The sequence below is a fragment of the Comamonas sp. C11 genome (genome assembly GCF_024496285.1).
Classification (GTDB): Bacteria; Pseudomonadota; Gammaproteobacteria; order Burkholderiales; family Burkholderiaceae_C; genus Comamonas; species Comamonas testosteroni_F.
On record NZ_CP101743.1, the window covers coordinates 2,566,331 to 2,589,692 of the forward strand.

Here is a 23,362-nt window from a genome sequence, read left to right on the forward strand (position 1 = left end):
ACTCCGGTTCAGGTGGGCGGATTCAGGGGGGCGGGACGGTCGACCGAGGGCTCGACCGGTGCCGGTGGTTGCAGCTCCTGGGGTGCTGCGGTTGGTGCTGGCATCGGTGTGGCTGCGTCGGCAGGCATGGCAGGTGCAGGTACAGGAGCTGTCTTATCTGCAGGCGCGGGCTTGGAGCTCTCCAGTGCACCGTTGAGGTAGCGCTCGGCGCGTGAGGGTGGTACATGGTTGTCGGTGGGCACTCTGGGGGCTTCGGCCAGAGCCTGTACCAGGCGCGGAGTGATGATGAACATCAGCTCGGTCTGATCGGTCTGGAACTCGGTGCTGCGGGCCAGCGCGCCGAGAACCGGTATTTCCCCCAGCCCCGGAAAGCGTTTGACGGCCTCGGTGATATTGTTTTTGATGAGGCCGGCAATGACCAGGCTTTGCCCGTCATTGAGCTGCACCGTGGTGTCCGCGCGCCTTACCGTGAGCGAGGGGATCACGGAGGTGACGCCATTGATGGAGGTGAAGGGCGAGCCGGTCTGCGACAGATCCGAGACCTCGGACACCAGCTTGAGGTTGACGCGCGAGTTGCCGAGCACGGTCGGTGTGAACTTGACCCCGATGCCGAATTCCTTTTCCTCCAGCGACATCACCGGTACACCGTTGGTATTGGTCTGCGCCACAGGAATGAAGATCTTGCCGCCAGAAAGAAAGCTGGCCTGCTGGCCACTGATGGCCATGATGTTGGGCTCGGCCAGGATGCGCACCAGGCCGTCATCCTTCTGCCCATCGATGCTGATCGAGCCTTTGCCGATGCGCAAGGCGCTCAACACGCCACTGCCGCCGCTCAGGAAGTTGGAGAGGATGCTGTAGCTGTTCTGGCCATTGCTGGCAATGCGCTGGCCACTGAGGCTGGAGCCCAGCTTGTCGAGCAAGGTCTTGCTGACCTCGGCAATCTTGACTTCCAGCATCACCTGGTGAGGCGAGGTGGTGCGCAGCAGATTGACGATCTTCTTGCTGTCGCTGTAGGCGCCGGCGAGCGTCACCACATCGTCCAGGCGCAGCGGATTGCTGATCTCTCCGCTGAGGACCAGGGCATTGTCGGCCCCCTGGACGCGAATGCTGCGCTCCTCCGGCATGAGCTCGCTGAGCTTGGCCTGCAGCGGGCCCGGGTCCATGGTGACGATCACGTCCTTGATGAAGCAGGCTCCCTGGGCGTTCTGCAGGATGACGTTCATGGAGCCGGACTTGCGGCCGCGAAAGAACAGATCCCTGGGGCTGAGCAGCTGCACTTCGATATCGCCCATGCCGTTCTGTACCTGCATCTGCGGCTGTCCGTTGGCGGCCATGGGGGCTGACTGGCCGGCTCCCGGTGTCTGGCCGCTGACCAGGATGCGCGCCATGGGCGAGTTCAGCGGAATGACCACGGATTTACCCAGCGTGACCGTGGTCGGGTCCTCTGTGTGAATGGCCGTGCAATTCCTGGCTGGCAGGGTGGTGCGGGGAGCTGCGGGAGCGGCCGCAGCCACAGGGCCGGGCTGGGCAGGCGTGCCCGCAGACTGGGCCAGCACAGGTGCTGAGCTGGCGAGCAGCATGCTAGCTGCCAGATATAGGTGATGGTGTTGCACGGCCGACCTCTCTGAGTGGTTACGGTAGAAGATCAGAAGCAGTTGAGAGTTCGAGCGCCGCCCTGGATCACTTCGACACAGGTGGCTGTCGAAGCCTGGGGAGCGGGCCTGGCTCGCTGCATCACGGGTTTGGCGGGTGCTGCGACCTTGACGGGGGCAGGCACAGGCTCAGGTGTTCCAAACAGCTGGTGCTTGGTGATGCCGACGGTGCTGGTCGGGTCCTTGTCGATCTGGTTGCGCAGCACCAGTGAAAGATTGCCTACGCTGCGTGCAAGATCGAGCTTCTCGGCATCTTCGGGGCTCAGCTCGAGAGTGACGGCGCTCACCACCTTGGGCTTGGTCTCGTCGCGGTCGGCTTCCTGGGCCACGGCCAGGACCAGCACGTTTTCAAGTACGGTCTTGCTGATCTGGCGCGAATCCTCCATCTTGCCGGCCTGCTCCTGCTGGGCATTGACCACCACATCCACGTAGTTGCCCGGCAGGGCGAAGCCCGCCACACCGACCACATCGTTGACGCGTACCGTCATGGCCCGCTTGCCCGGAGCGATGACGGCTGCCAGTCCGCCCTTGGTGCCGACCGGCGCCAGCTTGCCTTCGAGCACGGCCTCGCCGCGCAGCACGCCGACCTTGACCACTCGGTCCTGCAGCTGCTGCATGTCATGGAAGGCGCCATCGGGTATGGAGCCCCGCGGCCAGTCCACGGTGTTCAGCATGTTCGGCAAAATCTTGCCGCCCAGTGGAATGTCGGTGGCAGCAACGACCACCTTGTCGGCGTCCAGGCTGCCGCGCTGGGCGACCCAGTTGGCGGCATAGACTGCAGCCGCCAGACTGGCCAGTACGGCGAGGACAAACAGACCCAAAGCTTTGAGGTTTTTCATGGGAGGCTCCCGCTATGCCGTGATGTAAGTGACTAGACCCAGGTGAACTGTCGAGCGACCAGGAACGCCAGGGTTCCCAGGGCGATGCTGACGCCGTAAGGCAGCTTGCCTACCGAATGCGCCGAGCTGGAGCGGGCATCGGGAGCGATCCCTGCCGCGACATTGATGTAGAGCAGCTGGACGGCCTCGGCAGAGTTGCGCAGCAGCCTGCCGGCCATGCGGTGCCAGAGTGCGTAGCTGATGGCGGCTACACCGCCGGTGATGAAGACAAAGATCACGGCCTGCCAGGTGGCCTCGGGTCCGATAAAGCTGCCGACCATGGCCATCAGCTTGACGTCGCCGCCGCCCATGGCATGCAGCAGATACAGCGGCAGCATCATGACCAGACCCAGCGCCATGCCGCCCAGCGCCCAGAAAAAGCCGCCGCTATGGGGGTGGTGGGCCAGCAGACCATAGAGCAGGGCCAGGGTGATGCCACCAAAAGTCAGGCGATTGGGGATGCGCCGTGTGCGCAGATCGCTGATGCTGGCAGCCAGCAGGAGCAGCAGCAACATCAGCGAGCGCGGCTCGGTGAGCAGGCCGGCCATCAGCTCGGATGCTGCGCTGAGTTCGGAAGATGTCATGGTCAAACTCCAGTCCTGTGTTCAGCGAATCCTGTCCGGGCCTCAGAGTTGACGCTGGCTGTCTGCTGCGTTCAGCTCATCTGACTGGTTTCTGCAGGATCCGGGCGATATGTGACTAAATACAATTTCTCTATCAACTTCATTCTTTTGTTTAATTTTGTGGAAATACTATTCCTATAGAAATCACTTATCAATATTGGATTTCGTAAGGATTTTTCTAATCTGCATGAGATGCAAATGTGACGCCGTTGTAGGTTGCGTAAGCAGTGGTCTCATGCGCTTGCTGACGCAGATCGGTCTGCAGTGGGTGCCGGCTACAGAGGGTGCTCGCAAGGCCTTGCCCGGAGCTCGCTCAGAGGAGCCGGGGAGGCGCAAGAGACGCTGCATGGCTTGAAGAGAGGCCGGGTCCGATGGAGCCTGGCGGTGCCTGTGGCCAGGCCGGAAGGCGCTGAAATGCGTTACGGGCGTTACGGGCGTTACCCATGTTCCGGGGCCTGAAGTGCCCGCTGCTGTATTGCGTGGCAGGCCCGGGGCGTCGGCATCACGGCCCGGGGCAAGGCCGTCGTGGGACTGAGTAGCCGCTTTTAGGGATGAGGCCGGGGTAGTCCTCGGCAAGCTGCAGCCCGGCAGCTTGCCGGCATTTCCTCCTGGCCTGCCGGTGGCGGTCTTGAAGACGGTTTGCTGCGAGCGCTGATCCGGTCTTCAGGCAACACCCGCTCGGTTCATTCACAGGGGATGTTTTGCTATATAAAATATAGCTTGTAGCGCTTTTCCTGAATGGATTTCATCGTTGAAATAACTCTATTTCATTGATCTCAATGCGATACAAGCTTCTATTTTGATAGCTGTCTGAGGCGGAAAAATCGGCACAGCTTCAGGCGTTTGCCCTGCGCTGGCTGTGCAGGCCCAGCAGCACCAGCACGACGGCTACCAGGGGCAGCATGCCGATATTGATGCCGTTCCAGCCGGCGCTGTGCAGCAACTGCCCTGATCCGAACGAGGCCATGGCCACTGTGCCGAAGACCAGGAAATCGTTGAGTGCCTGCACCTTGGCGCGTTCCGAGGGACGGTAGCACTCGGTCAGCAGCGCCGTGGCACCGATGAAGCCGAAGTTCCAGCCCACGCCCAGCAAAATCAGCGAACCCCAGAAGTGGAAGATATCCAGGCCCATCAAGGCCAGCACGCCGGCCGCGCCTATCATCAGCAGGCCCAGAGCTGTCACGGGTCGCTTGCCATAGCGCGCAATCAGCTTGCCGGTAAAGAAGCTGGGTACGAACATGGCCAGCACATGCCATTGGATGCCCATGGCGGCTTCGCCCACGCTGTGGCCGCAGCCCACCATGGCCATGGGCGCAGCGGTCATCAGGAACGCCATCAGTCCGTAGCTGACCACACCCGCCGCGCAGGCCACGACGAACCGGGGCGTGCGGGCAATTTCGCCCAGCGGCCTGGCGTCGTCAGCCACGGCCTGTTTGCTCTGAGGAGGCGGCAGACGCAGGCCCATGAGCAGGGGCAGGGCCAGCAGGGCCAGCACCGCCTGGCTGTAGAAGCTGCCGGCAAACGGGGTGGCAGGCAGGGCGTCGCGCGTCCAGATCACCACCTGCGGGCCGATGATGGCGGCAATCAGGCCGCCGATCATCACGCGCGAAATGGCCTTGGCCTGTTGCGCGGGCTCGCTCACCATATCGGTGGCGGCGAAGCGGTAGCTCTGCACGCAGGCCGCATAAAAGCCGGCCAGCGCCGTGCCGATGCAGAAGGTGACGAAGTCGCTGTGAGCAATGCCCTGAGCGGCGACCACGCCGGAGATCACGCCCAGAATGGCTCCCAGCACATAGGCCGCGCGGCGGCCCATGCGGTTCATGATCCAGGCGGCCGGCAGGGTGGATAGCGCCAGCCCGAGCTGGTAGATGCTGACCGGCAAGGTGGACGCTGTGGGGTTGGACGACAGCTGCTGCCCGACCAGACCGCCCAGCGAGATGATGATGGGCGGAGAGGCACCTCCCAGGGATTGGGCTGCGACCAGCAGGCCCATATTGCGGCTTTGTTGTGTGTTGTTGTCTGATTGCATAAATCGCTTTGGCTGTCCATGCTTGTACGCAGATTTGTCACATCTTGCAGCATTCATATTGGCCGCACATTAAAAGGTTTGCTGCGGGCATGATGCAGTCACGAATCTGGTGATCGAAGTGAATGGGAGTGATATGACGCTGAAATGCCTGACTGGCCGGGCTGCGGGCCTGAACATCGCTATGGCGCTCATGGGCTGGGCGTCGATGGTGTATGCCGAGACGGCAGAAACCCCGCATGAAGCGGTGGTCTGGTCGGCCAGCTATCGCGGCGAGATTGCCGGCAAGGCAGTCAAGCTGGAGCTGTGGCGGCTCGATGGCGCCGTCGGGGGAAGCTATTGCTATGAACCCTGCAATCGGCCCGGTGCAACACTTGACCTGGAAGGCTCGGCAAGCGGACAGCTGACCGAGACCCCGATGGCTGGAGCAAGCGATCCCAAGCCGTCTGGCCGCTGGTCGCTGGCGGCTTTGCCGGGCATGGCGCCGCCGCGCCTGCAGGGGCAGTGGCAGTCCATGGATGGCAAAAAGCGCTGGCCGGTCCACCTGCTGCGCCAGCCCCCGGCTTTCCCCCATGCGTTGAATTACGAGCTGCGCCTGCTGATGAATCAGAGGCTGCGCTCCCTGGCCGACTGCGGAGAACATACGGATCTGCAGGTTTCCGCCATTCAGGTCTATGAGCAGGGAAGCCTGAAGCAAAGCCTGCCGACCGCCGCCGTGGGCAGTTGCTGGCTGGTGCAGCCGCGCTGGGTGGATGCGAATTTTGACGGCTGGCCGGATCTGACCCAGGCGCTGGACCTGCCTGCCGGGCCGAATATTGCGCACCGCACCTGGCTTTACGACCCGAGTACGCAGAAGCTGGTGCTGGGGCCGCAGTCCCTGCAGGACATCAGCTCACCCGCCTTCGATGGCAAGGCCAAACGCATCTATAGCGAATGGCGTGCCAGCTGCTGCAGCCATGGCGTGGACATCTATGCTTGGAAGCCCGCGGGGCTGGAGCTGGTCGAGCAGGCCGAAAGCCATATGCTGCCGGTGCGCAAGGGTGGCAAGCTCATGGCCTGCTATCAGATGCCGGACTATGCGCAAGGCCATGTGTACTGGCCTAGCGGCCTGTACCAGCGCGGCGGCGAACTGAGTCTGGGGCAGGAGCCTACTGCCGACTGGTGCGATGCCGATCCCGCTGCCACCATGGGCCAGAACCAGGTACAGGTACTGGCCGAGCCCAGAGCCGGACAGCCACCCCGGGTCCTCAAGACCTATGGCGCAAGCTACCGCAAGGTCGATACGCCTCAAGGTGCCCGTTACTGCCCCGATATCGCGGTCTTCGATGCCGATGCCCGCAAGGTGGTGCGTGTGCTGATGAGCGAGAACGCCGAGCAGGACTGCGAGACGGAAGAGCCCGCTAGGACTCAGCCATGAAAACGGATTATCGCTATGTAGAGAAATAGATTGTTGCTATTGTTTTGAGAGGTTTTGCTTGTTATACAATCCATCTAATTGAGATTCATTCTCGATAAGCCTTAGCCACGCACTTCGTTTTAGCCATAGGAGATTGATCGAAAACGAGGTCTACATGGCAACCCCAGTTCGTGGCGGCGCAGGCAAGGCGCCGTCGGCTTCAGCGCTCGCATCCACGCAGTTTGCTCCATTCGTGCATTGGCTGTCTTCTGCGGCGTGCCGCAGCCCCCGCTCAGCCGTGGGGCTGGCAGTGTTGGTGGTTTTGAGTGCGGGCGCCCAGGCGCAGTCCCAGACGGCCGACCCGAAGGAAAAGCGCCTGAGCGAAGTCACGGTTTCCGGCAAACAGGACGGCAGCGCTCTGCCTGCGCTGGCCCCTGGTGCTCAGGTCGCCAAGGGTGCAGGCCTGGGGCTGCTGGGCAATGTGGATGTGATGGATGCTGCTTTCAACATCACCGCCTACTCCGAAGAGCTGATCCGCGACCAGAATGCGGCCACGGTGGCTGCCGTGCTGGAAAACGACTCTTCGGTGCGCTTCTCCACCAGTACCGGCCATGTCAACGAAAACTATGTGATTCGGGGCTTCGACGTCAATGCCAGTGAAGTGGCGTTCAACGGCCTGTATGGCCTGGCACCCGACAGCCATGTGCCGACCGAGATGATCGAGCGCGTGGAACTGCTCAAGGGCCCCGGTGCGCTGCTCGGCGGCATGGCTCCCAGTGGAGCGGTGGGAGGCGTGGTGAATGTGGTCAGCAAGAAGCCGCTGGCCGATGATCTGACGCGGCTGACCACGACTTTCACCTCGGGTTCTCAGTTGCAGGAGCATGTGGATGTATCGAGGCGCTTCGGCCCCGAGCGCCGCCTGGGCATACGCTTTAACGGCGCGCTGTCCAGCGGCGAGACCGAGGTCGACGACCAGAAGCGCCGTCGCCGTCTAGGTGCCGTGGCGCTTGACTATCAGGGCGATCGCTTCACGCTGGGACTGGATGCCTATCACTACAAGGTGAACCTGGACAACGGCAGCCCGGTGATGGTGAGCTTTGGCAAGATGAAGAATCTGATCGGCGCGCCGGATGCCAGCAACCATCTGTTCCGCGGCGTCAACACCGAAGTGGAGAATAAATCGGTGGCACTGCGCGGCAGTTTCGAGCTGAGTGACAGCTGGCAGCTCTACGGCAGCCTGGGCAAGGCCTGGCATGACTATGCTGGTCAGCCCACAGGCACGCGGGTGGTGCTCAATGCCGTGGGCGACGGCTCTGCCGTGGGTCAGACCTATAACCTTCAGGGCTATACCAACAGCACGGCGCTGGATGCGGGTTTGCGTGGCCGCTTCAAAACCGGCGATGTGGGCCATCAGCTGGTGTTCTCGTTCAACGAGCTGCAGCAGCAAAGCGGGCGCGCGCTGCCCATCGTGGTCAGCAGCAGCTACACCACCAATATCTACGATCCGGTGCTGCCGATTCTGGCCGGACCGCGCAATGCCGTGCGCCAGGAAAACGACAATGTGATCCGCAGTTTCGCCGTGGCCGATACTCTGAGCCTGCTGCAGGACAGGCTGCAGCTGACGCTGGGCGCACGCCACCAGCGCGTGAATCAGAAGATGAAGGGCTACGACGAGAGCGCTGTGACTCCCATGCTGGGTCTGGTGGCCAAGCCCTGGGGTGAGGATTTGTCCTTCTACGCCAACTACATCGAGGGGCTGAGTCCCGGTCTCGAGGTCGGCTCCACCTATGCCAATGCAGGCGAGACATTCGCTCCCTACAAATCCAAGCAGATGGAGGCGGGCGTGAAGTGGCGCCGCGCAGGCTGGACGAATACGCTGTCTCTGTTCCAGATCGAGAAGCCTTCGACCACCATCGATACGGCGGCCAATACCCTCAAGCTCAATGGAGAGCAGCGCAATCGCGGCGTGGAGTGGAATACCTTCGGTGCCGTGAGCTCCAGTTTGCGCGTATTGGGCGGCATCACGTACCTGCAGCCCAAGCTGACCAGCACCCAGGGCGCCAACAACGATGGCCATGATGCTTTCGGCGCAGCGCGCTGGGCGGCCAATCTGGCGGCAGACTGGGATGTGCCGGGTGTGGCCGGTCTGGCGCTGAACGCACGCATGGTGCATACAGGCAAGCAGTGGGTCAACTCGGCCAACACCTTGCGTGCACCGAGCTGGACGCGCTTTGATGTCGGCGCCCGCTACACCACGCGCGTTGCCGACAGGAAAGTGGTCTTGCGCGGTACGGTGGATAACGTCTTTGGTCGCAACTACTGGGCTGGAGCCTTTGCCGACAACTTCCTGACCGTGGGCGCCCCGCGCACCGTGCGCATCAGCGCTGCGGTGGACTTCTGAGGCGGAGGACGCATCAATGCATGGAAATCATCAAGGGTTGCCGGTGACGGTGACGGGCCACAGGCCATCGGGCAAAGGGCTGCGCTCCCTGCTTGTTCCAGGTCTGCTGGCTGCGGTCAGCGTCGGCATCGGCGGCCAGGCCGGTGCGGCCCGGCCCTTGCCGGCCGATACCGTTCAGAGCGCGACCAAGGCGGCCTCGTTGCTTTTGGTGCGGGAGCCGCTCTCCGGCAGGCTGGTGCCGGGACAGAAGCTGAGCCTGCAGCTGGAGGCACCGGCCGGTGCCGTGGTGCGCGGCAATCTGCAGGCGTTGGGCGTGGCGCTGGATGTGGAAACGCCTGACGGACGCCATCTGCGGCGGCTGAGTCAGGGCGCAGGCGTCGATCACGCATTCACCTGGCAAAGCCGGGGCAAGGCGAAGGAGCGTCTGGTGCTGCGCGCAGAAAATACCCAGCCTTATGCATCGTCAGCAAGCGGCATGTCGGCGGCGCAGGGCGGGCACAGCGGTGCTCCGACTTATGCTGCGCCCAGTCCTGGCGCCTACGAGCTGACGATCACCCAGGTGCTGGCGCCGCTGGCGGTCGACCATGCGCCTGCGGCAGAGCTCGAACCAGAGCCGCTGCGCAGTCCCAGGCTCAAGGCCTTGGAGGCGCGGCTGGTGCAGGGCGGCGACAGCCGCAGCTTCTGGCAGGAAATGGAACGCGAGGGCACGCCGCTGATCGAGCCCTGGGATGCGGAGCACCAGCTGGTGAGCTTTGTCTGGCGCGGCGCACGGCAGTCGGTGCGACTGTTCGGCAGTCCCTCGGGCAATCATGAGCCGCTGCAGCGCCTCGGAAGCAGCGATGTCTGGTGGGCCAGTTTCGTCATGCCCAGGGATGCACGGCTCAGCTATGGTTTTGCGCCCGATGTGCCTGTGGTCTCGGCCGATACCATGATTCAGCGCCGATCCATTCTGTCCACCTTGCAGCGCGACCCTCTCAATCGCCAGAGCTGGGGGCGGTCTGCGGATCTGCAGGCGGTGCAGGATCGCTTCGACGGGCGCTCCGTGCTGACACTGGCCAAGGCGCCGCCACAACCCTGGAGCCAGACCCGCGCCAGCGTGCCAACCGGCCAGTTGCAGCGTCACTGGCTGGGCAGCCAGGCGCTGGGCAATGGGCGCGACATCTGGATCTACAAGCCGCAGGGCTGGCAGCAGGCCGATGCGGCTGGGCATTCCCTGCTGGTGCTGTTCGACGCCCAGGCCTATCTGCGCCAGGTTCCCACGCCCGCCATCATCGACAATCTGATGGCCGACGGCCTGCTGCCTGCAACAGCCGTCGTGCTGGTGGCCAATGGCGCAGGCGACGCGCGCAGCCGCGAGTTGCCGCCCAACCCGGTGTTTGCCGACTTCATGGGCAAGCAGCTCATGCCCTGGCTCAAGGCACAGGGCATAGCGGCAGGGGCCGAGCGCACGGTGATTGCAGGATCGAGCTATGGCGGCCTGGCTTCAAGCTATGTGGCGCTGCGTTATCCGCAGTGGTTTGGCAATGTGCTCAGTCTTTCGGGCTCCTACTGGTGGGCACCCAAGGGCGAGTCGCCCAACTGGCTGGCGCGTCAGTATCAGCAATCGCCGCAGCTGCCGATCCGCTTTTACCTGGATGCCGGGATCTACGAAGGGGCTCGTGGCGGGCAGGCAGGCATACGCGAAACCAGCCAGGAGCTGGGCGATGTGCTGCGTGCCAAGGGCAACAAGGTCGTGCAGCGTGTGCACAGCACCGGTCATGACTATGTGCACTGGCAGGGGTCGCTGGCCTGCGGGTTGCTGGCGCTGACGGGGCGCGAACCTTCGAGCGAGAGGCTTAAGGAGCAGGTCGCACAGTCCTGCGGGCTCTGAGTCCGGGAGGTACCAAAAAAGGGGCCTGAGGCCCCTTTTTACTGGGCCTGCAGCACTTGCTGGTGAAGCGCTGCAGGCTTTCACACAGCTTCTACCTGAGCTTGTTGCCGCATTCGCCGCAGAACAGGTCATTGGCTGCCACGGGGGCGCTGCAGGCGGGGCAGCTAGGCGCAGCCTGTGCCTGGCGGGCTTTTTCAGCAGCTTGTGCTTCGGCGCGGACCCGGGCCGCTTCACGCTCGGCTGCCTGCTGCTCGGCCTGTGCCTTCAGACGCTGGGCCTCGGCCTGCTGACGTGCATCTTCGGCAGCCTGGGCTGCGGCTCGTTCCTCAGCGGCCCTTTGCTGTGCCGCGCGCTCTGCGGCCTGCGCTTCAGCCCGCTGGCGTGCGGCCAGTTCCTGGGCTTCGGCAGCCTCGGCTTCAGCCTTCAGACGGGCTGCTTCGGCCTCGGCACGCTGGCGTGCTGCCTCGGCTTCGCTGCGCTGACGGGCAACAGCCTCTTCAGCGCTCTGACGTGCCTTGTCCGCCGCATCGGCGGCGGCACGCTCGCGCGCCTGCTGTTCGGCAAACGCCTGTTCGGTGGATGCCGCTGTGGCGGCAGTCAGACCTTCGGCCGCCGTTGCTGCGGCGCCTGCGCTGGCATTGCTGTCGGTGCCGGGCGGGGTGTCGGTGGCGGAGGGCTTGGCCGTGGCTTCCTGCAGGCGCTCGCTGGCAGCCTGCTTGGCGCGCTCGGCGGCAGCCATGGTGCGTTCTGCGGCAGCCATGGTCTGGGCCTTGGCTTCCTCGGCTTTTTTGCGAACATCGCCAATCAGGCTGTCCAGTGCACCCTCGGCCTCGGCTGGGTCCACGCTTTCACGAGCCTGCAGATAGATCAGATTCATGCCCATGATGGCCACCTGGGCCAGCAGTGCGCCCACCACGCAATAGAGAACGCCCAGGCCGGCGATGAGGCCGGTGCTGCCGCCACCCATCATGCCCATGGGATTGAAGCCGCCACCGTAGCCACGGCCGTAGCCGCCACCCATGAACATGCCGGCCATGGAGCCGCCATCTCCGGTAATGCTCATGGCCATCCCGGTCAGTGAAACGGTGGCTGGCACCAGTCCGGCAAACAGCATGAAGCAGACCAGGCCCAGAATGACATAGAGCACGACTTCCATCAGCACTACTTCGACCAGGCGCTTGCGCGCGATGCTCAGCACATTGGCCAGTGCAGCCTTGACGGACAGGCCGCTCCACAGCGCAGGACCCATCAAGGGACCGATGACCCAGATCATGGCGATCAGCAAGACTGCGGCGACCAGCACCAGAATCGGGTGGGCCACAAAGGCCAGAATGCCGCCGAGCACGGGAATCTTGCAGATGAAGTAAATGACGGCAGCCAGCAGGTAGTAGGCCAGCGTGGCAACAAATATCGCCAGGCCGACCAGCAGGAATTTTGGAAGGCACAGCAGGCCGGCCGATGCCGCCGCCGAGAAGGAGCGTACGGGCTCGTTTCTGGCCTTGTCCATGAGCATGATGCCCACGCCCGAAGAGCCGGCCAGCAGCGCGATGACGGACGCCAGCATGAAGATCAGGTACATGAAGAAGCCGGCCTTGACCAGCATCCAGGCCGCGCCTGCTATCAGTGCGCCGGTCAGCAGCAGTGTCAGAAAGCACAGCAGCAGCGGTCGCCACTGAGTCAGTCCTTCGGCGGCTCTGGCAAGAGTGCCAAAACGTATTTCTCCCAGGGGTTGCTCTCTCATTTTTCGTCCTGTCTTGTGGTTGAGGCTGGCTGCTCCGGCACGATGAGCCGCTGGCTCGCCGGGTGTCAAAGCTTGCCGCGGATCTCGCCGGCTTCGATGGTGTAGCGCTCCACGCCCGCGGGCAGACCAGTGTCAATCTTCTTGATGACAGTCACGGGTTTGCCACCCTTGGACTGGGTGGTTCCTGTGGCGGTATTCACACGCCCGGCCCTGACATCCTCGTCGGACTGATCGACCACGATGCTGGATGAGCTCCGGTTGTCGGCCAGTTCATTGGCCAGTTCCTTGAGCACATTCATGGCCTGGGTATATTCCTTGCGGCCCTTGGCGGCCAGGGGCATCTCCACGGTCAGTGCGGAGAAGCTGCGCATCTGGTGTGCCTGTCCCGACTGCCCGTCGGCAATGCTGACCGTCCTGGTCTGCACCGGACCGGCCACGGCACGTTGTTTGGCCGGCAGCTTCTGCATGGCCTGCACGGCCTGGGCCTGCATGCTCTGTGCCTGCTGGGTTTCCTGATCCAGAGCGGCCTGGAGACGCGCAAAGCGCTCGTTCTGCCCGCCAGAAACAGCGGTTGCGGGCGCGCCGCTGCCAGGGCCGCAACTGGGGTCTGCAGAATTGGTGACGCGCGAGAGCATGCAGCTCAGCGATGTGGATGCATCTTGCAAGGTGGCGCAGCCGCCAAGCAGGGTTGCGGCGCAGGCGAGCACAGTGAGTTTGAGTTTTTTCATGGCTTTCAATCCAGCAGGTCATCCAGTGATGGCGCGGTGTTCTTCTTGACTGGAGGTGTTCTTGCAGGGGCCGGCATGGGCGGTTTGCCCGATGCCGGAGCTGAGGGGAGCTCCGGGCTGGCCGCTGGCGCGGGGGTGACGCTGACAGTGTCTGGGGTCGTCACCACGGGGGCGACTGCGGTGGCGGGCGCGTTGTCTACGGCGCCGGCAATCGTGGCATTTTCGGCCGGCGTCGTTGGTGTTGCGGTACTGCCGCCCAGCGGGCCGACCAGGGCGTCGGCCTTGGCCTTGTCTTCGGGCGAAATCCCATCCTTGCCGGCTTGGGACGCACCGGATGCGCTATTGCCCGCGCCAGTCAGGCCCTTCATGTTGCTTGCCATCATCACACCGCCCGCAATGGCTGCAACCAGCAGTGCCAGCACCACCCATTTGATCCAGGCATTGCTGCCGCGCACCGGCTCCTGGGGAAAGGCCGGTGTGCGGTCGTTGCGCGGCGCAAATGCGGCAGGCTCCGGCTGTGGCGGCCTGGGTGCGGGTGTATCCATGGGCTCGATCAAGGGCGGGGCCAGGCTTGCGCCGGCAACCGTCTGCGAGGCGCCTGAAGTCATGGGCGGCGCAGTTGCCACCGCAGCAAGGTTAGCGTCGGGGCGCTCGAACACCATGCCGCATCGTGTACAGAAGCGGGCCTCGGGTTTGCAGACAGCCTGGCATTGGCTGCAGATTTTTTCAGCAGCAGTGATTGTCACTTCCGGTTCTTGTCTGGCGCCGCAGCTCGTGCAGAACTTGGCATTGGGAGAGAGCGGATTGCCGCATTGGGAACAATTCATGGTCTGCAATCGAGAAAAGAGTCCGCTGGAATGGCCGCTCGGAAGCATTGCTTGGAATATGGGCCGGTTTCTGCGCATTGGCATGGACCGGTACGGACCCATGAAAAATGATTTGTATCTTAGCGGCGCATTTGCCGCGACCTGTTGGATCGCTTTACGGGAATGTAAGCACGCGCGGCTTTGACAGCTTTTTGTCAGGCGCGGCAATCTATGAAGGGGTCTTGGTTAATGAGACTGCGCGCAGAGTATCAAGGGTTCTTTGGCGTAAGTGACTGATTTGAAAAGAAGGCAGTTAATCAGATGCCTTATGGAAGCCTGGACTGCCAAGAAAAGCTCAAATCTCGAAATCTGTTTGATTTTTGCAATTGCTTCAAATGGTTGCGAGTGTTTTGCACTGCAAAGATTTCAACGAGATACAGGCCTCGCTGAACCTCGGATGCAGCCAGGCCGGTAATCACTGCCGCGCAACCAGCGTCAGCAGCTCGATTCGCGGTGCCACGCCAAGGCGTATGGCAAAACCGGCCCACAGACCCGCGCCGCTGCTGACCAGTAGTTTCATATTGCCGATCTCATATTCGCCGCGCACAAAGCCGTTGTTGACGGGAGCCACCAACCAGCGATCCATACCCAGGATCAGTCCGCCGTGGGTATGGCCCGATATCTGCAGATTAACGCCCTTGGCCGCGTTGTCGTGCGCGAATTTGGGCTGGTGTGCGAGCAGGATATGAAACGCTGCCCCTGCCTTGCGGGCCTGTGCTGCAACCGCATCCACATCGGGTGGGATACCTTCGGCGACCTCGGGGTCGGCGTTGTTGGGCGAGGTGCGGCCGAACACCGGGTCGCCGATGCCGGACAGGGCCAGCTTGCTGCCCTTGATGTTCAGCAGCTGCATGCGGTTTTCAAGCAGACTCAGGCCCAGGCGGCGGAACTCGGCCATCCAGGCGTTGTAGCCGCTGTAGTACTCGTGGTTGCCCGGTGCCGCCCAGACGCCGTAGCGTGCGCTCAAGGCGGCCAGCGGCGCCACATGGGCACGGCTGGTGGCGACATCGCCGTCCACCATATCGCCGGGCAGCACGATCAGGTCGGGTGTGGTGGCCAGGGTGCGCTGCACGATGGTCTGCACATAGCTTGCATCGTTGACCGGGCTGGCGTGGATATCGGCCAGCACGGCAATGCGCAGGCCCTGCAGGGCGGCTGGCAGGTTTCTGACCGCGATCTGCTGCTCATGCACCCTGGGCGGCTGCAGGGCGTTGAAGACGCCGATGGCGCTCAGGCCGCCGGTCGCGATCACAGCGGCCGTGGTGAGAGCGGGAAGGTGCAGCAGCTGCGCCAGGCCGGTACGGCCCATGAGCCGGGCGAGGAGCCACAGCAGGTCGCGCAGCAGCACGAACAGCGCCAACATCAGCAGCATGGCCAGAATCCAGCCGCCGGGAACCTGCAGGCGCGCCACCACGGCGTAGGGCAGGGCATTGGTCTGCACGGCCTTGAGCAGCAAGGCGGGAGCGATGCCCAGCATGCTCGTGATCAAAACTGCCAGCAGGCGTGCCAGACGGGACGTGCCGTTGAGGCTGGAGACAGGCCACCAGAGCCAGAGAGCCAGAAGAGGGATGACGAAAGCAGCAGTCGAAACCATGGACAGCGGAGAAACCAAAATTGCCGCGAGCATAGCAAGCGTTGCCGCAGCCACCGCAGGGCCTTGCATATCGCGCGGCACGGCTGCTTTTGCCATCACTGCGCAAGACTGGTCAAGGACGGGGATAATCCCAGCCCTTATGTCTTTGAAGATCAACTTCCCCGAGTCGCTCCCCGTATCCAGCCGTCGCCAGGAAATCATGGAGGCCATGGATCGCCATCAGGTCATCATCGTCTGTGGCGAGACCGGCTCGGGCAAGACCACGCAGCTGCCCAAGATCGCACTGGCGCTGGGCCGGGGCAGGCTCAATGCCGCGCCCGATGCCAATGGGCAGGTGCGTGGCCATCTGATCGGCCATACCCAGCCGCGCCGCATTGCCGCCAGCTCGGTGGCCAAGCGCATTGCCGAGGAGCTGAACACGCCGCTGGGCGAAGTGGTGGGCTACAAGGTGCGCTTTCAGGACACGCTGCAGAAGAACGCCTCCGTCAAGCTGATGACCGACGGCATCTTGCTGGCCGAGACACAGACCGATCCGCTGCTCAAGGCCTACGACACGCTGATCATCGACGAGGCGCACGAGCGCAGCCTGAACATCGACTTTCTGCTCGGCTATCTCAAGCAGATCCTGCCTAAGCGCCCAGACTTGAAAGTGGTGGTGACCTCGGCAACCATCGATGCCGACCGCTTTGCCAAGCACTTCGAATCGAAGAGCGGTCCTGCGCCTGTGATCATGGTCTCGGGCCGTACCTATCCGGTGGAGATGCGCTATCGCCCGTTCGAAGGCGAGAAGGACAAGGACCTGAACGACGCCATTGCCGATGGCGTCGATGAGCTCTGGGCCGGCGGCAAGGGCGGCGATATCCTGATCTTCCTGCCCGGCGAGCGCGAGATTCGCGAAGCCGCCGACCATCTGCGCAAGCATTTGCAGCACTCGCCCATGCTGCGCAGCGCCGAGGTGCTGCCGCTGTTCTCGCGCCTGTCGCAGGCCGAGCAGGACCGTATCTTTGACGGCCATACGGGCAGGCGCATCGTGCTGGCCACCAATGTGGCCGAAACCTCGCTCACGGTGCCGGGCATTCGCTATGTGATCGACGCCGGTACGGCGCGCGTGAAGCGCTACTCCTTCCGCAGCAAGGTGGAGCAGTTGCTGGTCGAGCCGATCTCGCAGGCCGCAGCCAACCAGCGCGCGGGCCGTTGCGGCCGTGTGGCCAACGGCATCTGCATTCGCCTGTATGACGAAGAGAGCTTCGCCAGCCGCGACCGCTTCACCGACCCCGAAATCCTGCGTTCCTCGCTGGCCGGCGTGATCCTGCGCATGAAGTCGCTGGGTCTGGGCGATGTGGTGCATTTCCCCTTCCTCGAAGCGCCCTCGGGCCGCGCCATTGCCGACGGCTATCAGCTGCTGGCCGAGCTGGGCGCGGTGGACGATCACGGCCATCTGCTGCCCATGGGCAAGGAGCTGTCGCGCCTGCCGCTGGACCCGCGCGTGGGCCGCATGATTCTGGAAGCGCGCGAGCGCCGCGCCCTGGCCGAGGTGCTGATCATTGCCTCGGCCTTGAGCGTGCAGGACGTGCGCGACCGGCCCATGGAAGCGCAACAGCAGGCCGACCAGGCACATGCCAAGTTCGACGACGAGAAAAGCGAATTCAGCGGCTATCTGCGTCTGTGGAAATGGCTGTCGGATGCGCGCGGCGGCAAGGTCGTGGCCAAGAGCCGCAAGGAGATGGCGGCCCAGCATGCGCCTGCGGCCAAGCCCAATGCGCGCAACCAGGCCTTCCTGCCCGTCAGTCAGCGTGCCAGCGGTGCGCAGGTCGAGGGTACGGTGGAGGAGCGGCTGGCGCTGTTCAACCCCGCCGAGCAGGCCGACGAGGCCACGCACAAGATCAGCAACCGCCAGTGGGAGCAGCTGCTGCGCCAGAACTTCATCAATATCCGCCGAGTGCGCGAGTGGCGCGATATCCATTCGCAGTTGCTGACCGTGGTCAAGGAGCAGAAATGGCTGCTCAACAACGAGGCGGCGGGCTATGAGGCCGTGCACCTGTCCATGCTGTCGGGGCTGCTCGGCAATATCGGCTACAAGGCCGAGGAAAGCGAGAGCTATCTGGGGGCGCACGGCATCAAGTTCCACCCGCATCCCGGCGCTCACCTGAGCAAGAAGCCCGGCCGCTGGATCGTGGCGGCCGAGCAGGTCGAGACCTCGCGCCTGTACGGTCGCGGCATTGCGGCCATAGAGCCGCAGTGGCTGGAAGAGGTGGGCGGCCATCTGCTCAAGAAGCAGCTGCTGGATCCGCACTGGAGCAAGAAGCAGGCCGATGTGGTGGCGCTGGAGCGCGCCACGCTCTACGGCCTGGTGGTCTATAACGGCCGCCGCGTCAGCTATGGCCGCGTCGATCCGCACGAGGCGCGCAATCTCTTCATCCGTCAGGCGCTGGTGGAGGGCGAGTGGGAAACCCAATGGCATTTCCTGCCCGCCAACCTCAAGCTCATGCGCAAGGTCGAGGAGCTGGAGCACAAGAGCCGACGCCAGGACGTGCTGGTCGACGACGAGCTGATCTTTGCCTTCTACGACCAGCATCTGCCCAGGGATGTGTACAGCGGTGCGACCTTCGACAAATGGTTCCGCGCCGAGAGCAGGAACCAGCCCGAGCTGCTGCGCCTGTCCAGGGACGAGCTGATGCGGCACGAGGCCGCCGGCATCACCACGGACAAATTCCCCAAGACCGTGAAGCTGGGCGGTGCCGATTGCAGCGCCAGCTATCTGCACAGCCCTGGTGATGCGCGCGACGGCATCACGGTCACCGTGCCGCTGTTCGTGCTCAACCAGGTGTCGGAGGAGCGCGCCGAGTGGCTGGTGCCGGGCATGCTCAAGGACAAGATTCAGGCGCTGCTCAAGAGCCTGCCCCAGCGCCCGCGCAGCCGTTTCGTGCCGCTGCCCGAGAGCGCGGCACGGCTAGCCGAGCTGTTCACGCAGAACGAGCGCTGGGCCCAGGGTGGGCTGATCGACGCCTTGCTCAAGCAGGTGCAGGGCGAGACTTCGCTGGATGTGAAGCGCGCCGACTTCAAGCTGGATATGCTGAGCCCGCACCTGTTCATGAACTTCCGCATCACGGACGAGCATGGCCGTCAGCTGGGTCAGGGCCGCAATCTGGGGGCGCTCAAGGCCGAGTGGGGCGCCAAGGCACGCGGTGCGTTCCAGGCACTTGCTTCATTAAAGATAGCTTCTGGCGCAAGTGATAAAAGCTTTTCAGAGTCAAAGATATCTGAAAGTGATAAAAAGAAAGCGCAAGCAGCTCCTGAAAATGATAAGGCTGTGGCGGGCAAGCCGGCCCAGTCTCATGACGCGCGCTACAAGGACTGGAGTTTCGGCGAGCTGCCCGAGCTCATGGAAATCAAGAAGGGCGGCACCACGCTGATCGGCTTTCCAGCCTTGATCGACCATGGCGACGCCGTCGGCATCGAGGTCTTTGACGAACCCGAAGCCGCTGCCGCAAGGCACCGCGTGGGTCTGCGCCGCCTGTTCGCGTTGCAGATTCGCGATGCGCTCAAGTATCTGGAAAAGAACATTCCCGATCTGCAGAAGATGGCCGTGGCCTATATGCCGCTGGGCACGCAGGAAGAGCTGCGCGGCCAGATCATCGACGTGGCCATTGACCGTGCCTTCCTGCAGGAGCCGTTGCCGAGCAACGAGGCCGACTTCAAGCAGCGCGTGCAGGACGGCCGTGGCCGCCTGACGCTGATTGCCAACGAGGTGGCTCGCATGTCGGCCACCATCCTTGCCGAGTACGCGGCCGCCGCGCGCAAGATCAAGGACACCAAGAACGCGCCGGAGGCCACCAAGGACGCGGGTGAGCAGCTGCAAAAGCTCATGCCCAAGAACTTCATCGCCGTGGCTCCCTGGGCGCAGCTCGGCCATTACGCGCGCTACCTCAAGGCGATTACCTCGCGCCTGGACAAGTACCGGGCCGATCCGGCGCGCGATGCCGCCAAGCTCAAGGAGCTGCTGCCGCTGGAGCAGCGCTACTGGCGGCTGGTGGCCGAGCGCAAGGGGCAGATCGATGCCCGCATGCAGGAGTACCGCTGGATGCTGGAGGAACTGCGCGTGAGCTTTTTTGCCCAGGAGCTGCGCACGCCCTATCCGGTCAGTGCCAAGCGGCTGGACAAGGTCTGGGCGCAGCTGCAGCAGTGATGCCGGCCTGACGGCCTGGCAAGTGCGGCCCTGCCTGCCTAGGCGGGCCGGCTTTCGCCCTGCAGCAGCGGATTGCGCGAAAACAGCTCCACCACCCAGTCCACAAAGGCGCGTACCTTGGCGCTGAGGTGGGAGTTGGGCGGATAGACCACGTAGATCGGCAGCAGGGGGTGCTTCCAGTCCTCCAGCACGCGTTGCAGCTGTCCGTTTTCCAGGTACTTGTGAATCTGGAAGCGGCTGAGCTGTCCTATGCCCTGACCGGCAAGGATGGCGCTGATATAGGCATTGCCTTCGTTGATACCCAGGTGGGCGGGACTGGCGATCTCTATCACTTCGCCGCCCTTGTGGAACTCCAGCGGATAGCGCCGCGCCGAGACCGGGGAGAAATAGATCACGTTGCGATGGCCGGACTCCAGATCGCGCGGATGCCGGGGCACGCCGTGGCGCTGCAGATAGTCGGGGGCGGCAACGGTGATGAATTCCAGATTGCCGATGCGGCGTGCCACCAGGGACTGGTCGGCCAGCTCGCCGCCACGGATCACGCAGTCCACGTTGTCGCTGATCAGGTCCACGGTGCGGTCGCTCACGCCCAGATCGATCTGTATCTCGGGGTAGCGGGACTGGAACTCGCTCAGATGGGGAATGATGAGCAGACGCGCCACCGTCGTTCCCACATCCACGCGCAGGCGCCCGCGCGGCGTGGTGCGCGCCTGGCTGACGCTGGCCTCGAGGTCGTCGAAGTCGGCTAGCAGGCGCACCGCGCGGTCGTAGTAGGCTGCACCGTCGGCGGTCACGGTGACGCGACGCGTGGTACGGTTGAGCAGCTTCACGCGCAGGCGCTCTTCCAGCGCTTGAACGTTCTTGGTCACACTGGCTTTTGGCATATGCAGCGAATCGGCTGCACGCGTGAAAGTGCCGGCTTCCACGACCCGCGCGAAAATACGCATGGCCTGTATCTGATCCATGGGATCTCCTTGTCCTCGCGAAAACCCGGACTCGCCGAGGATGCGGGATTCTCACACACAGCTCACCCCGTCATTGTTCGAGAATTGGAAACAGTGTGGCCGCGTTTGCGGGCTTTATGTCGTCAATTGCTGTTGCTACATTTCTGTTCCATCACCCGGTCCTGTCCGGAAAATCCATGTCAAACACCAAAGCCACCGCATTGCAGCCGATTTCTCATACCGACACCACGATTTCCGTGGCCGACGGTGTGCAGGCCCATGTGCGCCTGTATGGCGGCAAGCGACGCGGCGAAGTGGTCCCGCTGGTGCTGCATTTCCATGGCGGCGCCTTTGTGGCGGGGGATCTGGATAACGGCTGCACCGTCGGCAGCTCGCTGGCGGCGGCCGGGGCCTGTGTGGTGTCGCTGGCCTATCCGCTGGCACCCGAGCATCCGTTTCCGCGTCCGCTGGAGCTGGGCTACGAGGTGCTGCTGTGGGCCTACAAGCAACGCACCAAGCTGGCCGGCAAGGGCGCTCCGCTCTATCTGGCCGGTGAAGAGGCGGGCGCCAATCTGGCGGCTGGCGTCTGCATGATGGCGCGTGATCAGCAGCAGCCGCCACTGGCCGGGCAGATTCTGATCTCTCCCATGCTGGACCCTTGCTCGGCAACGCCTTCGCAGCGTGCCGCCCAGGGCGAATCCGTCGAATGCAAATGGGCTTCGGGCTGGTGCCAGTACCTGGGCGAGCCGCATGATGCGGAGCACCCCTATGCGGTGCCGGCGCGGGCCCGCCGCCTCGCGGGACTGCCGCCGACGCTGATTCTGGTCGGCGAGGCCGACCCCATGCGCGATGAGGCACTGAACTATGGCGCGCGGCTGGAAGCTGCCGGCCTGAGCGTGTTTCGCCATGTGTTTGCAGAAGCGGGGCAATGGCCGCAGGCGCTGCTGGAGCAGCCGCCCGAGTCCTGCCCTTGCGCCGCGCAGTTGCAGGAGCAGCTGCGCCAGTTTTTCGAAACCATCCGATGTCGGTTCTGAGCTGATCTTGCCCTGCCCAGATCGCTGACCTGATCCGTCCCTGTGGGTCGGACGCAGCACGGCTGCGCTTTTTTTCTTCTCTTCCTCATTCGATTCCTGGCCTGAGCGCTGGAAGGGATGAGTCATGCCTGCCGCCGAAAGAGCCGCTACCGCTTTCAACCCTTGAACCAAAGACATTGCCATGAACGAGCACTCCAAACTCTCCAATCGCCGCCGGTGGGCCGCCGCCGGCGTCGCCGCTGCCGTGATCGCCACGACCGCCGCCATGCTGGGCCTGCAGGCATCGCACGCGGAAGCGCCGGCTGCGCAGGCCGCCGCGCCGGCGGTGCCGGTCTCGGCAGCCCAGGTTCTGCAGCAGGACGTGACGCTGTGGAATGAATTCTCCGGCCGCCTCGAAGCAGTGCAGCGCGTGGATGTGCAGCCGCGCGTCTCGGGCGCAGTGCAGGCCGTGCATTTCAAGGAAGGTGCGCTGGTCAAGGCCGGTGATCTGCTGTTCACCGTGGACCCGGCTCCCTATGTGGCAGAAGTCGATCGCGCCGAAGCCCAGGTCGTTGCCGCCAAGGCGCGCATGGCTTATACCCAGAGCGAGTCCGAGCGCGCCACGCGTCTGTGGGACGAGCGGGCGATCGCGCAGAAGGAATACGACGAGCGCGTGAATGCCCGGCGCGAGGCTGATGCGAATCTGCGCGCCGCCCAGGCGGCGCTGCAGACCGCCAAGCTGAATCTGGGCTACACCCAGGTCAAGGCTCCGGTGAGCGGGCGCGTGGGCCGCATCGAGGTCACGGTGGGCAATCTTGTGAGCTCGGGAGCCGGAGCGCCGGTGCTGACCACCCTGGTGTCGGTGGACCCGATGTATGCCAGCTTCGATGCCGACGAGCAGATCGTGGCCCAGGCGCTGCAGGGTCTGCAAAGCGCAAGCCAGGGACGCAGCACGCGTGCGCTGATTGAAACCATTCCCGTGCAGATGGGTGTGGGCACCAGCGGCGGCACACCCTATGCCGGTCATCTGCAGCTCATAGACAACCAGGTCGATGCCAAGAGTGGCACGGTGCGTGTGCGCGCCGTGTTCGGCAATGTGGACGGCACGCTCATGGCTGGCCAGTTCGCGCGGATCCGCATGGGTCAGCCACAGACCACCCAGGCCGTGCTCATCAACGAGCGCGCCGTGGGCACGGACCAGAGCAAGAAATTCGTGCTGGTGATTGGCGAAGGCAACAAGGCCGAGTACCGGGAGGTGCAACTGGGCGCGCCGGTGGACGGCCTGCGCGTGGTCACTTCCGGCCTCAAGGCCGGCGAGCGCATCGTTGTCAACGGACTGCAGCGTGTGCGCCCCGGCGTGGTGGTCGCGCCGCAGGACGTGCCCATGGACGCCAAGGCCGAGCTGGCCGACGGCCGCGGCGCCGCCAAGCAGCCCACGGTCTGA

At 63.7% G+C, this 23,362-nt stretch carries 15 protein-coding genes and 1 pseudogene; 6 read left to right on the forward strand and 10 right to left on the reverse strand.

Annotation, left to right across the window (positions count from 1 at the left end; all coding sequences use genetic code 11):
• Positions 1-8: 8 nt before the first annotated feature.
• The 4 genes from NOX35_RS11795 to NOX35_RS11810 all read right to left on the reverse strand — a co-directional run bounded on the left by NOX35_RS11795 (position 9) and on the right by NOX35_RS11810 (position 5,182).
• Entirely contained in the window at positions 9-1,580 is a 1,572-nt protein-coding gene (locus NOX35_RS11795; protein WP_256496702.1) for a type II and III secretion system protein family protein, read from the reverse strand.
• Positions 1,581-1,645: 65 nt separating this feature from the next.
• Positions 1,646-2,491 (reverse strand): Flp pilus assembly protein CpaB, encoded by an 846-nt coding sequence (cpaB, locus tag NOX35_RS11800; RefSeq protein ID WP_256496703.1) that lies wholly within the window; start codon positions 2,489-2,491, stop codon positions 1,646-1,648.
• A 32-nt stretch (positions 2,492-2,523) separates the two neighbouring features.
• Positions 2,524-3,114, reverse strand: a complete 591-nt coding sequence (locus NOX35_RS11805) for a prepilin peptidase (RefSeq protein WP_182286857.1) — start codon at positions 3,112-3,114, stop codon at positions 2,524-2,526.
• A gap of 874 nt (positions 3,115-3,988) precedes the next feature.
• Entirely contained in the window at positions 3,989-5,182 is a 1,194-nt protein-coding gene (locus NOX35_RS11810) for an MFS transporter (RefSeq protein ID WP_256496704.1), read from the reverse strand.
• Positions 5,183-5,315: 133 nt separating this feature from the next.
• Between NOX35_RS11810 and NOX35_RS11815 the strand changes: the two genes are divergently transcribed.
• The 3 genes from NOX35_RS11815 to NOX35_RS11825 all read left to right on the forward strand — a co-directional run bounded on the left by NOX35_RS11815 (position 5,316) and on the right by NOX35_RS11825 (position 10,846).
• Positions 5,316-6,596 (forward strand): hypothetical protein, encoded by a 1,281-nt coding sequence (locus NOX35_RS11815; RefSeq protein ID WP_256496705.1) that lies wholly within the window; start codon positions 5,316-5,318, stop codon positions 6,594-6,596.
• A gap of 154 nt (positions 6,597-6,750) precedes the next feature.
• Positions 6,751-8,976 (forward strand): TonB-dependent siderophore receptor, encoded by a 2,226-nt coding sequence (locus NOX35_RS11820; RefSeq protein WP_256496706.1) that lies wholly within the window; start codon positions 6,751-6,753, stop codon positions 8,974-8,976.
• Between the two features lie 16 nt (positions 8,977-8,992).
• A complete protein-coding gene (locus NOX35_RS11825; protein ID WP_256496707.1) occupies positions 8,993-10,846 on the forward strand; it encodes an enterochelin esterase domain-containing protein in 1,854 nt (617 codons plus the stop codon).
• Positions 10,847-10,937: 91 nt separating this feature from the next.
• On the opposite strand, the gene NOX35_RS11830 is transcribed toward NOX35_RS11825, so the two are convergent.
• The 5 genes and pseudogenes from NOX35_RS11830 to NOX35_RS11850 form a co-directional block, all read right to left on the reverse strand.
• Positions 10,938-12,587: a zinc ribbon domain-containing protein gene (locus tag NOX35_RS11830; RefSeq protein WP_256496708.1), complete on the reverse strand. Its 1,650-nt coding sequence runs from the start codon at positions 12,585-12,587 to the stop codon at positions 10,938-10,940.
• A 65-nt stretch (positions 12,588-12,652) separates the two neighbouring features.
• On the reverse strand, positions 12,653-13,315 hold the full coding sequence (locus NOX35_RS11835; protein WP_256496709.1) for a hypothetical protein: 663 nt from the start codon (positions 13,313-13,315) through the stop codon (positions 12,653-12,655).
• Positions 13,316-13,320: 5 nt separating this feature from the next.
• Positions 13,321-13,860, reverse strand: a complete 540-nt coding sequence (locus NOX35_RS11840; RefSeq protein WP_232538256.1) for a zinc ribbon domain-containing protein — start codon at positions 13,858-13,860, stop codon at positions 13,321-13,323.
• Positions 13,861-14,037: 177 nt separating this feature from the next.
• A pseudogene (locus NOX35_RS28780) lies at positions 14,038-14,244 on the reverse strand (zinc ribbon domain-containing protein); the annotation flags it as partial.
• A gap of 352 nt (positions 14,245-14,596) precedes the next feature.
• Positions 14,597-15,775, reverse strand: a complete 1,179-nt coding sequence (locus NOX35_RS11850) for a metallophosphoesterase (RefSeq protein ID WP_182287185.1) — start codon at positions 15,773-15,775, stop codon at positions 14,597-14,599.
• Positions 15,776-15,914: 139 nt separating this feature from the next.
• On the opposite strand from NOX35_RS11850, the gene hrpA reads away from it, so the two are divergent.
• A complete protein-coding gene (gene hrpA, locus NOX35_RS11855; protein ID WP_256496710.1) occupies positions 15,915-19,961 on the forward strand; it encodes an ATP-dependent RNA helicase HrpA in 4,047 nt (1,348 codons plus the stop codon).
• A gap of 38 nt (positions 19,962-19,999) precedes the next feature.
• Here the strand turns inward: hrpA and NOX35_RS11860 are convergent, their stop codons facing one another.
• Positions 20,000-20,926, reverse strand: coding sequence for a LysR family transcriptional regulator (locus NOX35_RS11860; protein WP_182286866.1), 927 nt, complete (start codon positions 20,924-20,926; stop codon positions 20,000-20,002).
• Between the two features lie 176 nt (positions 20,927-21,102).
• Here NOX35_RS11860 and NOX35_RS11865 point away from each other — a divergent pair, with 176 nt between their 5' ends.
• Positions 21,103-21,939, forward strand: coding sequence for an alpha/beta hydrolase (locus tag NOX35_RS11865; protein ID WP_256496711.1), 837 nt, complete (start codon positions 21,103-21,105; stop codon positions 21,937-21,939).
• Positions 21,940-22,120: 181 nt separating this feature from the next.
• A complete protein-coding gene (locus NOX35_RS11870) occupies positions 22,121-23,362 on the forward strand; it encodes an efflux RND transporter periplasmic adaptor subunit (RefSeq protein ID WP_256496712.1) in 1,242 nt (413 codons plus the stop codon).

Excerpts from the sequence above, each read along its gene's own strand:
- NOX35_RS11795 (WP_256496702.1), bottom strand. The coding sequence starts at position 1,580 with ATGCTGCTCGCCAGCTCAGCACCTGTGCTGGCCCAGTCTGCGGGCACG.
- cpaB (WP_256496703.1), bottom strand. The coding sequence starts at position 2,491 with ATGAAAAACCTCAAAGCTTTGGGTCTGTTTGTCCTCGCCGTACTGGCC.
- NOX35_RS11805 (WP_182286857.1), bottom strand. The coding sequence starts at position 3,114 with ATGACATCTTCCGAACTCAGCGCAGCATCCGAGCTGATGGCCGGCCTG.
- NOX35_RS11810 (WP_256496704.1), bottom strand. The coding sequence starts at position 5,182 with ATGCAATCAGACAACAACACACAACAAAGCCGCAATATGGGCCTGCTG.
- NOX35_RS11815 (WP_256496705.1), top strand. The coding sequence starts at position 5,316 with ATGACGCTGAAATGCCTGACTGGCCGGGCTGCGGGCCTGAACATCGCT.
- NOX35_RS11820 (WP_256496706.1), top strand. The coding sequence starts at position 6,751 with ATGGCAACCCCAGTTCGTGGCGGCGCAGGCAAGGCGCCGTCGGCTTCA.
- NOX35_RS11825 (WP_256496707.1), top strand. The coding sequence starts at position 8,993 with ATGCATGGAAATCATCAAGGGTTGCCGGTGACGGTGACGGGCCACAGG.
- NOX35_RS11830 (WP_256496708.1), bottom strand. The coding sequence starts at position 12,587 with ATGAGAGAGCAACCCCTGGGAGAAATACGTTTTGGCACTCTTGCCAGA.
- NOX35_RS11835 (WP_256496709.1), bottom strand. The coding sequence starts at position 13,315 with ATGAAAAAACTCAAACTCACTGTGCTCGCCTGCGCCGCAACCCTGCTT.
- NOX35_RS11840 (WP_232538256.1), bottom strand. The coding sequence starts at position 13,860 with ATGGATACACCCGCACCCAGGCCGCCACAGCCGGAGCCTGCCGCATTT.
- NOX35_RS11850 (WP_182287185.1), bottom strand. The coding sequence starts at position 15,775 with ATGGTTTCGACTGCTGCTTTCGTCATCCCTCTTCTGGCTCTCTGGCTC.
- hrpA (WP_256496710.1), top strand. The coding sequence starts at position 15,915 with ATGTCTTTGAAGATCAACTTCCCCGAGTCGCTCCCCGTATCCAGCCGT.
- NOX35_RS11860 (WP_182286866.1), bottom strand. The coding sequence starts at position 20,926 with ATGGATCAGATACAGGCCATGCGTATTTTCGCGCGGGTCGTGGAAGCC.
- NOX35_RS11865 (WP_256496711.1), top strand. The coding sequence starts at position 21,103 with ATGTCAAACACCAAAGCCACCGCATTGCAGCCGATTTCTCATACCGAC.
- NOX35_RS11870 (WP_256496712.1), top strand. The coding sequence starts at position 22,121 with ATGAACGAGCACTCCAAACTCTCCAATCGCCGCCGGTGGGCCGCCGCC.